The 10,353-nt window shown below is 75.1% G+C and carries 6 protein-coding genes; 5 read left to right on the forward strand and 1 reads right to left on the reverse strand.

The window, feature by feature from the left end; translation table 11 throughout:
- Nucleotides 1-174: 174 nt before the first annotated feature.
- Nucleotides 175-1,242: an MBL fold metallo-hydrolase gene (locus ACIY1X_RS11295; protein WP_399680610.1), complete on the reverse strand. Its 1,068-nt coding sequence runs from the start codon at nt 1,240-1,242 to the stop codon at nt 175-177.
- Nucleotides 1,243-1,512: 270 nt separating this feature from the next.
- Here ACIY1X_RS11295 and ACIY1X_RS11300 point away from each other — a divergent pair, with 270 nt between their 5' ends.
- From ACIY1X_RS11300 to ACIY1X_RS11320, 5 genes are all read left to right on the forward strand, one after another.
- On the forward strand, nt 1,513-5,139 hold the full coding sequence (locus ACIY1X_RS11300) for a hypothetical protein (RefSeq protein ID WP_399680603.1): 3,627 nt from the start codon (nt 1,513-1,515) through the stop codon (nt 5,137-5,139).
- 145 nt (nt 5,140-5,284) lie between these two features.
- On the forward strand, nt 5,285-6,484 hold the full coding sequence (locus ACIY1X_RS11305; RefSeq protein WP_399680605.1) for an imelysin family protein: 1,200 nt from the start codon (nt 5,285-5,287) through the stop codon (nt 6,482-6,484).
- A gap of 62 nt (nt 6,485-6,546) precedes the next feature.
- Nucleotides 6,547-7,941 carry a di-heme oxidoredictase family protein gene (locus ACIY1X_RS11310; RefSeq protein ID WP_399680612.1) on the forward strand — a complete coding sequence of 465 codons (1,395 nt, stop codon included), beginning with the start codon at nt 6,547-6,549 and terminating at the stop codon, nt 7,939-7,941.
- A 23-nt stretch (nt 7,942-7,964) separates the two neighbouring features.
- The gene (locus ACIY1X_RS11315; RefSeq protein ID WP_399680606.1) at nt 7,965-9,020 is read left to right on the forward strand and encodes an imelysin family protein; all 1,056 of its coding nucleotides are present in this window, start codon (nt 7,965-7,967) and stop codon (nt 9,018-9,020) included.
- Nucleotides 9,004-10,116 carry a DUF1513 domain-containing protein gene (locus ACIY1X_RS11320; RefSeq protein ID WP_399680608.1) on the forward strand — a complete coding sequence of 371 codons (1,113 nt, stop codon included), beginning with the start codon at nt 9,004-9,006 and terminating at the stop codon, nt 10,114-10,116. The genes ACIY1X_RS11315 and ACIY1X_RS11320 overlap by 17 nt, the downstream gene beginning before the upstream one ends.
- Nucleotides 10,117-10,353 lie beyond the last annotated feature (237 nt).

Raw genomic sequence — 10,353 nt, forward strand, 5'->3', positions numbered from 1 at the left:
GCCGCCGCCGACGCCATGAAGACGAGCGTGGAGCAGGCCAAGGCCGCCTGGGCGTCCTACGGCGCCGACCAGGCACAGCTCTCGGCGGCCTGCAAGGCCAGCAGCGATGCCTTCGCCGCGCAGGCCGCGGCGATGAAGTGCTGATGAACTGAACCCCGGCGCGGGCGGGGCCGCTCAGCGCAGCCCTTCCCACCAGCGCCGGTTCTCGCGCGGCTGACCCACGGTCAGCACCTCGCCGATCACCGGCGTGGCCAGCTCGACCCCGCGCTGCCCGGCCAGCGCGGCCAGCCGCTCCATCGGCTCGCGCCAGGGGTGGAAGGCCAGGTCGAAGGTGCTGTTGTGCACGCCGTACAGCACCTTGCCCCGCACGTCCTCGAAGGCCTGCACCGACTGCTCCGGCGTCATGTGGACCGAGGGCCAGTCGTCGGCGTTGTAGGCGCCGTTCTCCATCAGCGCCAGGTCCATCGGGCCCAGGCGCTGGCCGATCTCCCTGAAGCCGGGGAAGTAGCCCGAGTCGCCGCTGAAGAAGATGCGCTGGCCGCCGGCTTCCAGCACCCACGAGGCCCACAGCGTCGTGTCGCGGTCGGTCAGGCTGCGGCCCGAGAAGTGCTGGGCCGGCGCGGCGGTCAGCCGCACGCCCGCGTGCTCGGCGGCCTGCCACCAGTCGAACTCGGTGATGCGCTCGCGCGCCACGCCCATCTGCACCAGCCGCGCCGCCACGCCCAGCGGCACGAAGTAGCGCTGCACCGAATTGCGCAGGTGCTCGATGGTGGGCCGGTCCAGGTGGTCGTAGTGGTCGTGCGAGAGCACCAGGCCCTCGATCGGCGGCAGCGCCTCCAGCGCCAGCGGCGAGGGGTGGAAGCGCCGCGGCCCGGCGAAGCTGAAGGGCGAGACGCGCTCGCCGAACACCGGATCGATCAGCCAATAGCGGCCCTGCAGCTTGAGCAGGTGCGACGAGTGGCCCAGGCGCACGACGTGGTTGGCGCCGGCCGGCAGCGCGTCGAGCTGCGCGCGTGCGAGGGCCTGCACCGGGATCGGGTCCACCGGCACCGTGTCCTGCTTGGTGCCGAACAGGAAGCGCGTCCAGATCAGCGCCGCGTTGCGCGAGGCCCGCGCGTCGGGGTTGGGCAGGTTGCGGAAGCGCCCGTCGGCCGCCGAGTACTGCGGCGAGGCGACCAGGCGGCGGATGTCGTCCTCCGGCGCCGCGGCGGCGCAGCCCGCGACGCAGGCCGCGGCGACCATCCAGCCGCCGCGCAGCCGGCGCCAGCCGCCGCCTGTCGCGGGTGCGGAAGAAGCGGGCGGCGGCGGATCGGCGGGCGGGGCAGGGGGCGTCGGCATGGCGCGATGATGCGTGAAGGCGGTTGCCGCCGCGTTGCAGCCGTGTTTCGCTGCGTCGCGTTTTTTTGTCGCCGGGGCGCCTCCCCACGCGGTGGCAGACCCGCCGCCATAGACCGTTTGCGCAATGGTGCCGCGGCGCGATCCGTGGACCATTGCCGGCTCTGGCTGCCGCTGATGGACGAGACGATCGCGCACATGGTCCGGCAGCGCCGCGAGGCGCTGTACGGTCGCGACGACGGGCACGGGCCCTGGGGGCTGGCGTTGTCCGGCGGCGGCATCCGCAGCGCCACTTTCTGCCTGGGGCTGCTCAAGGCGCTGGCGCGCCGGCGGCAGCTGCTGCGCTTCGACATCGTCTCCACCGTTTCCGGCGGCGGCTACGCGGGCGCCGCCTGGGGCCGGCTGTGCACCCGCGCCGCCTCGGCCGACGACATGCGCGCCATCGAGGGCGGCCTGGCCGAGATGGACCAGGTGCGCCTGGGCTGGTGGCTGCGCGCCAACGGCCGCTACCTCATCCCCGGCGGCCTGCGCGATACCTTCTTCGCCGTCGCGCTGTACTTGCGCAACCTGCTGGGCACGCACATCGAGATCGCCGTGGCCGCGCTGCTGGCCGGCGCGCTGCTGGCGCTGGTCAACCTGCTGGCCTGGGAGGGCATGGCGGCGGTGGTCGACCTGGACGGCGCCGAGACGGCCGCCGCCGTGCCCGCGCCGGCGCTGCTGGCCACGCGGCTGCCGACGCTGTGGCTGCTGCTGGTGGTGCCCTGGGTGCTGTCGATCGTGCTGGCGCAGGCGTACTGGTCGGTGCGCGAGCGGCCGTCGCGCGCCTTCCTGGCCTGGCAGCTCGGCCTGTGGGCGCTGGCGGGCGCCGCCGCCTGGTGGCTGCGGCCGCTGCTGCAGGCGCACTTCGGCGCGCCGCCCTGGCTGGTGCCGCTGTTCGTGGCCTTCGCCGCCGCCTGGGTGGTGGCGAGCGCGGCCGTGTTCGTGCTGCACCGCGACCCGCGCGGCGCCGGCACGCTGCGCAACCGGCTGACCGACGCGCTGGCGACGCTGCTGACCTGGAGCGCCGCGATCGTGCTGCTCGGCCTGCTGGACTGGACAGGCTGGTGGTTCGCCGTCCACACCCGGGAGACGCGCGCCTCCTGGGGCGGCTGGCTGCTGGCCGCGGCGGCCGGCCTGCGCGCGGTGCTGCCGGTGCTGCTGGGCGGCCAGCGCCAGATGCCGGGCCTGGGCGGGCGCTTCGCGATGGGGCTGGCCAGCCTGGCCGGGCTGGCGGTGGCCTTCTGCCTGGCCGCCTGGTGGGTGGGCGTGGTGTACGCGGCGGTGCTGCGGCCCGTGTTCCAGCCGCAGGGCCTGGACTTCGGGCGCGGCTGGGTGTGGCTGGCGTTGGTGGGTGGCGGCGCGCTGGCCTATGCGCTGCTCACCGGGCGCAACTTCGCCTTCCTCAACCTGTCGTCGCTGCACATGTTCTACAAGGCGCGCATCGTGCGCGGCTACCTGGGCGCCGCCAACGCCGGCCGGCTGGGCGGCGATCCGCTCTCGCCCGCGCCGGTGCTCGGCCCGCCGGAGGTGCCGGTGGGGCAGGTCCACGCCGACGACGACCTGCCCATGCAGGCCTACGCGCCGCACCGCCGCGGCGGGCCGGTGCACCTGGTCAACGTGTGCATCAACCAGACGCACGACCCGAAGCAGCGCCTGTTCAACCGCGACCGCAAGAGCCTGCCGCTGGTGATCGGCCCGCAGGCGTGGATGCAGGCCGGCGGCGCGCCGTGGGCGCAGGCACGCGGCGACGGCGCGCTGACGCTGGGCGCCTGGGCCGCGATCTCCGGCGCGGCCTTCGCGCCGGGGCTGGGCCGGCTCACGCGGCGCGGGCTGGCGGCGCTGTCGATGTTCGCGGGCCTGCGCCTGGGCTACTGGTGGAACAGCGTGGCCGCCGGCGTGGCGCAACTCGGTGCGGGCCGCCGCCGGCGCTTCGCGCCGCTGCGCAAGACGCGCTTCCTGCTGTTCGAGTGCATCGGCGCCTTTCCCGGCAGCAGTTCGCCCGACTGGTACCTGAGCGACGGCGGGCACTTCGAGAACACCGGCGCCTACGCGCTGCTGCAGCAGGAGGCGCAGCTCATCGTCATCGCCGACTGCGGCGCCGACCCGCAATACCGCTTCTGCGACGTCGAGAACCTGATCCGCCGCGCGCGCATCGACCTGCACGCCGACATCTGCTTCCTCAAGCCGTGCACCGACGCGGGCGTGGGCATCGACGGTGTCTTCGGCTCGCTGGGCGACCTGACCTCGCAGAACAGCCAGGCCTGCCTGGCGCTGGCCGAAGTCACCTACGCCAGCGGCCGCACCGGCCGGCTGGTGCTGGTCAAGCCCAACATGTCGGCGGCGCTGCCGGTGGACCTGGTCAACTTCAAGGCCGCCAACCCGCTCTTTCCGCAGCAGCCCACCACCGACCAGTTCTTCGACGAGGCGCAGTGGGAAAGCTACTTCCGCCTGGGCACCGAGATCGGCCGGCGGCTCGAAGGCGTGACGCTGACGCGGCTGGCGCAGGGCGTGGAGGGCCTCTTCATGCCGGACGACGGCCAGGCGGCCGCGCCCGCCGCGCCGCCGGCCGAGGCAGCGGCCGCCAAGCCCTCCGCCGCCGGCGAGGCTTCGGTGGCGGGTGTGGCGGCCGCAGCCGCCACCCGGCTGCAGGCGCGGGTGCTGCGCGCCGGCGCGGTCACCGCCTCGCTCGGGCTGGGCACGGCCCTGACGCTGGGCGTGGCAGCCTGGCAGGGCATCGAGGCCTGGCGCACGCAGACGGCGCAGAAGCAGCAGGCGCAGAGCCTGGCCTTCAAGGACCTCACCGAGCGCTGGTCGCGCCTGCGCGTGGACGCGCCGCCGGGCGAGGCGCCGGCCTCGCTGGCGGCCGAGCTGCTGCGCACCGGCGACCTGCTGTGCCGGCAGGGTAGCGAGAACTTCCTGGCGAACTTCCGTCTCTCGGTGCGCATCGTGGACGACGCCCGCGCCGCCTGCCGCGAGGCGCTGGACAAGGCCGGCGCCGCCGCCTCGCCCTCGGGCCTGAGCAGCAGCCCGGCCTGCGCGCGGCTGCTCGACCCCGGCAGCGGCATCGACTGCCTGCAGTCGGCGCAGCCGGCGGCCTGCGCGCCGCGCTACTGGGCGCGCGACTACTCCGGCGCCACGCCGCCGCAGGCCAACTGCAGCGGCTTCGCGTCCGGCGCCAGCACGCTGGCCGAGGCGCTGTGGAAGCGGCTGCAAGCGCCGTTCGAGGTGCGCTTCCGCGAGGCCGCCGTCGTGGTCGCGCCGGAAGGCGAGGGCGCGCTGCCGGCGCCATCCGCGCCGTCCGCGATGCCGGTGCCTGCATCGCCGTCCTCCCCGTCCTGGGCGCCCGCGCCTCCCACCGCGGCCGCACCGCCGGCACCCGAGCCCGTGTCGCCGGACGCCTGCCGCGGCCGGCGCGTCTACATCCAGATCCACGGCCCGGCGCAGCAGGCGCAGGCCGCGTCGATGCGCCAGCCGTGGCGGCGGCTGGGCGCCGTCGTGCCGCCGGTGGAGGACGTGCTGGCCAGCGCCCGCGCGGCCGGCCGCGCGCCGCCGGCGGGCTATGCGCGGCCCACCATCCTCTGGCATGACGCCGGCTCGCAGGCCTGCGCACGGCTGATGGCGCAGCGCCTGCCCAGCCCGGTGGGCGGCGCCTGGCAACTGCGCGCCCTGCCGGCGCGGCTGGTGCCGACGCCGGGCACGCTCGAGGTCTGGCTGCCCCGGCCCGACCTGGTATCGGCCGCCGCCGGCGAGCGCGCCGGCCAATAGGCGTCCGCCGGTGGGTGGAATTGCCAAATTGAGAATTACTCGTAAATAGAATCCCGCGCTCCACCGTGCGCCGCACCGCGCCGGCCCGGGGTTGCCGCCTGCCGGCCCGCCCCGCATCCATCACTCAATCCTGGAGGAGCGCTGCATGAAGCCCCTGGCCCTGGCCCTGGCCGTCTCGACCCTGACCGTCCCGCTGTTCGCGCCGCCGCAGGCGCTGGCGCAGCAGCAGCCCGCCGCGCAGGCGGCGCCGGCCGCGGCCACGCCGGCGCGCGTGGTGGCGCACTACGCCCGGCTCGTGCACGCAGGCTACGAGGATTCGCTGGCCGGCGCGCAGGCGCTGCAGAAGGCGATCGCCGCCTTCACCGCCGCGCCCTCGCAGGCCGGCCTGGAAGCAGCGCGCAAGGCCTGGCTGGAGGCGCGCGAGTTCTACGGCCAGACCGAGGCCTTCCGCTTTTACGGCGGCCCCATCGACGACGACAAGGGCCCCGAAGGCCGCATCAACGCCTGGCCGATGGACGAGTCGTATGTCGATTCGGTCGAGGGCAATCCGACGGCCGGCATCATCAACGACCGCAAGGTGAAGATCACCAAGCAGCAGCTCGCCGGCCTGAACGAGAAGGACGGCGAGGAGAACATCGCCACCGGCTGGCACGCCATCGAGTTCCTGCTGTGGGGCCAGGACCTGAGCGAGACCGGCCCCGGCAACCGCTCCTTCGAGGACTTCGTGGACGGCAAGACGCCCAACGCCGACCGCCGCCGCCAGTACCTGACGGTGGTGACCGAGCTGCTGGTGGACGACCTGCGCTTCCTGGTGCGCGCCTGGGCGCCGGGCCAGAAGAACAACTACCGCGCGAAGTTCGAGCGCGGCGGCAACGAGTCGCTGCGCAGGATGCTGGTGGGCCTGGGCTCGCTCTCGCGCGGCGAACTGGCCGGCGAGCGGCTGGAGGTCGCCCTGGCCAGCCAGGACCAGGAGGACGAGCACTCCTGCTTCTCCGACAACACGCACCGCGACGCGGTGGCCAACGCCAAAGGCATCCAGAACGTGTGGACGGGCAGCTACCAGCGGCGCGACGGCAGCACGCTGAGCGGGCCTTCGCTGCGCGACCTGGTGGCGGCGAAGAACGCGGCGCTGGCCGAGCGCGCGACGGCGCAGATCGCCGCCTCGGTGGCGGCCACCGAGGGCATCCAGGCGCCCTTCGACCGCGAGATCGTCGGCGGCAAGGACGCCCCGGGCCGCCAGCGCGTGCAGAAGGCGATCGACAGCCTGACGCAGCAGAGCAAGGACATCGTCGAGGCGGCCGGTGCCATCGGCATCACGCGCCTGACGCTGGTCAACCCGGAGTGAGCAGGCCCGCACCCCGATGGCGGCGGCGCCGGCTGGCCGCGATGGGCGCCGCCGCGGCGTTCATGGGCCTGCCGCCCGCGGCCGTCGCGACCGCCGAGGCGGAGGTTTCCGAGGAGGAGCGCACCGGCGGCGCCGCCACGGTGCATGCCACGGGGCGCAACGCCTTCTCCTTCCCGGCCGCCAACCTGCCCGATGCGGAGCGCACGCGCTTCGTCATCGGCAACTCCTTCTTCCGCCGCAACTGGGTGCAGGCGCCGGCCTCCACCAAGGCGCGCGACGGGCTGGGGCCGCTGTTCAACGCGCGCTCCTGCGGCGGCTGCCACGTGCAGGACGGGCGCGGCCAGCCGCCGGACTTCACGCGCGGGCTGTCCGAGCAGCCGGTGGCCCTGCTGATGCGCCTGTCGGTGCCGGGGCAGGGGCCGCACGGCGGGCCGGTGGACGAGCCGACCTACGGCGGCCAGTTCCAGAACTTCGCGGTGCAGGGCGTGCCGCCCGAGGGCCGCGTCGACATCCGCTACACCACCGTGCGCGGGCGCTTCGCCGACGGCACGCCGTACGAACTGCTCAAGCCCGACTACCGCCTCAGCCGGCTGGCGCACGGCCCGCTGGCCAAGGGCACCATGCTCGGCCCGCGCATCGCACCGCAGGTCATCGGCGTGGGGCTGCTGGAGCTGATTCCGGCCGCCGAGATCGAGCGCAACGCCCGCGAGCAGGCGGCGGCGCCCGGCCCGATCAAGGGGCGCGTCAACCGCGTGTGGGACGCGCCCTCGCAGCAGGTGCTGATCGGCCGCTTCGGCTGGAAGGCCAACGCCGCCACGCTGGCGCACCAGACGGGCGCGGCCTTCCGCGACGACATCGGCATCACCTCCACCGCCTTCCCGGAGGAGGGCTGCACCCCGGCGCAGAAGGCCTGCGCTGCCGCGCCGCGCGGCGCCCAGGGCAAGGCGCCCGAGATCGACGACAAGACCTTCCGCGACGTGGTCTTCTACCAGGCCACGGTGGCGCCGCCGGCCCGGCGCGATGCGCGCGACGCGCAGGTGCTCAAGGGCCAGCAGCTCTTCCGGCAGGCGCAGTGCGCCACCTGCCACCGGCCCAGCTACACCACCGCCGGCGCGCTGTTCCCGCCGTTGTCCGAGCAGGTCACCAGCCGTGCCCTGACCGGCCAGACCATCCATCCCTACACCGACCTGCTGCTGCACGACATGGGCGAGGGGCTGGCCGACGGGCGGCCCGACTTCCTGGCCGGCGGGCGCGACTGGAAGACGCCGCCGCTGTGGGGCATCGGCCTGATCCCCGAGGTCAACGGCCACCAGCGCCTGCTGCACGACGGCCGCGCCCGCGGCGTTCTGGAGGCCATCCTCTGGCACGACGGCGAGGCGCGCGACGCGCGCGAGGCGGTGCTGCGCATGGACAAGGCCGAGCGCGAGGCGCTGGTGCGCTTCGTCAACTCGCTGTGAACCAATCGAATGGAGCGTTCCCGATGACACCGGCACCCAGCCGCAGGCGATCCGGCCTGCACCGCCGCGCCGCCTGCTGCGCCCTGGTCCTCGGGGCCGTCCTGATGGGCGGCGCGCGGGCCCAGGTCCCCGATCCCGTGCCGGCGCCCCGGCCGGGCACGGTCGACATGCTCTCGGCCGCCTACGCCACGCGCCTGGCGCCCGCCGCGCAGGCCTTCGCCCGCGAATCCGCCGAGCTGACCGGTGCGGTGGCCCGCTGGTGCGAGGGCGAGGCGGCCCAGGGCGCCGCCGGCCTGGAGGCGGCGCGCGCGCAGTGGCTGCGCACCACCGCCGCCTGGGACCGCCTGGCCGGCGTGGCCGTCGGCCCGCTGGTCAAGCGCCGCGCGCTCACCGCGCTGGACTTCAACCCCACGCGCCCGGCCACCATCGAGCGGGCCATCAAGGCCGCACCCAGCGGCCCCGAGGCGATGGAGCGCATCGGCACCCCCGCCAAGGGCCTGCCCGCACTGGAATGGCTGCTGTGGACGCACGCGCCGCAGCCGGGTTCGCCCGGCTGCCGCTACACCCGCGAGGTGGCGGCCGACCTGCAGCGCGAGGCCGGCGCCATCGCCGCCGACTTCGCGCAGCAGGCGGCCACGCCCTGGGCCGACGACCACACGAAGACCTACCTAGCCCTGCAGGAACTCATCAACCAGTGGCTCGGCGGCGTCGAGCGCCTGCGCTGGACGCAGATCGACAAGCCGCTCAAGGCGGCCGAGACGGGCAGCCGGCCGCCGGCCTTCCAGCGCGCCGCCAGCGGCGCCACCGGCGCCACCTGGGCCGGCCAGTGGGAGGCGCTGCGCGGCATGGGCGGGCCGGTGGCCGACGCGCTGCGCGCCCGCGGGCAGGGGCCGCTGGCCGAGCGGCTGGGCCGGGCGCTCGCCCAGGCCGACGCGGCGATGGCGAAGGCCGACCCGGCGCAGCCGGCCACGCTGGCGCCGGCCGTCAGGGAGCTGGGCGCCCTCAAGAAACTCATCGAGGCCGACGTCGCGCCGGCGCTCGACGTCACCATCGGCTTCTCGGATGGCGACGGTGATTGAGGCCCTGCCGAACCGCCGTCGCTGGCTGGCGCAGGTCGCGGCGCTGGGCGCGGCCGCGGGGCCCGCCGCCTGGGCGGCGGGCGCGCAGGACGACGGCCCGCTGCGCATGGCCGCCGCCTGGGAGGCGCTGGACGCCGCCGGCGGCTGGCGCGTCGGCGTGCTGGAGCGCCGGGGCACGCGCATGGCCGTCGCTTCGGCACTGAAAGTACCCACCCGCGCGCACGGCGTCTGGGCGGAGCCCGGCGGCACGCTGCTGGCGGCCGCGCGCCGCCCGGGCGACTGGCTGGTGCGCCTGCGCGCGGCCGACGGCAAGGCGCTGGCCTGGAACTGGATCGACGGCGGCCGCGCCTTCAACGGCCATGTCATCGCCAGCGCCGACGGCCGGCACCTCTACACCACCGAGACCGACCTGGAGACGGCGCAGGGCCTGGTCGGCGTGCGCGATGCGGCCTCGCTCGAGAAGATCGACGAATGGCCGACCCACGGCATGGACCCGCACGAGCTGCTGCCAGACGCCGACGGCAGCCTGCTGGTGGCCAACGGCGGCATCCCGACCCTGCCCGAGACCGGCCGCGTCAAGGTCGAGCTGCACCGCATGGATGCATCGCTGGTGCGCCTGGCCGTCGGCGACGGCCGGCTGCTCGGCCAGTGGCGGCTGGCCGACCGGCGCCTCAGCCTGCGCCACATCGCCTGGGGCGAGGCGAGCGGGCGGCGCGTGCTCGGCATCGCCCTGCAGGCCGAGCACGAGGACGCCGCGGCCCGGCGCGCCGCGCCGCTGCTGGCGCGCTTCGACGGCCGGCAGCTCACGGCGCACGGCGCCGGCCATCTGCTCAACGGCTACGGCGGCGACATCGCCTTCGCCGCCGGCCGCTTCGCCGTGAGCTGCCCGCGCGCCGACGGCGTGGCGCTGTGGCAGGCCGACGGCCGCTGGGACGGCTTCGCGCCCCTGCCCGAGGCCTGCGCCCTGGCCACCGGGCGCGGCGGCGCCGCGCTGTGGGCCGGCGGGCGCGATGGCGCAGCGCAACTGCCCCGGCCGGCGGACGGCCTGGCCATCGAGGGGCTGCGGGTGGACAACCACTGGCTGATGCTGGGGTAGGGGGCGGGCGCCTCCGCCGCGCCGCATTCGAGAGAAACGATTCGTTGACAAACTCGCCGGCGCGGTTGAATCGTTTGATAATGAGAACGGTTTTTGTTCATATTCAATTCTTCTCTCCCGACCGATGCACGCTGCCGGCCTGACGACCTTCCGACGCCTCCCCATCACCCTGGCCGCCGCCGCCCTGGCGGCCGCCGCGGCACCGGCCGCCGCCCAGACCGCCGAGCCGCCGCAGAC

The sequence above is a fragment of the Xenophilus sp. genome (assembly GCF_044462705.1).
Classification (GTDB): domain Bacteria; phylum Pseudomonadota; class Gammaproteobacteria; order Burkholderiales; family Burkholderiaceae_C; genus Xenophilus; species Xenophilus azovorans.

Excerpts from the sequence above, each read along its gene's own strand:
- ACIY1X_RS11320 (WP_399680608.1), top strand. The coding sequence starts at position 9,004 with ATGGCGACGGTGATTGAGGCCCTGCCGAACCGCCGTCGCTGGCTGGCG.
- ACIY1X_RS11305 (WP_399680605.1), top strand. The coding sequence starts at position 5,285 with ATGAAGCCCCTGGCCCTGGCCCTGGCCGTCTCGACCCTGACCGTCCCG.
- ACIY1X_RS11310 (WP_399680612.1), top strand. The coding sequence starts at position 6,547 with ATGGGCCTGCCGCCCGCGGCCGTCGCGACCGCCGAGGCGGAGGTTTCC.
- ACIY1X_RS11300 (WP_399680603.1), top strand. The coding sequence starts at position 1,513 with ATGGACGAGACGATCGCGCACATGGTCCGGCAGCGCCGCGAGGCGCTG.
- ACIY1X_RS11295 (WP_399680610.1), bottom strand. The coding sequence starts at position 1,242 with ATGGTCGCCGCGGCCTGCGTCGCGGGCTGCGCCGCCGCGGCGCCGGAG.
- ACIY1X_RS11315 (WP_399680606.1), top strand. The coding sequence starts at position 7,965 with ATGACACCGGCACCCAGCCGCAGGCGATCCGGCCTGCACCGCCGCGCC.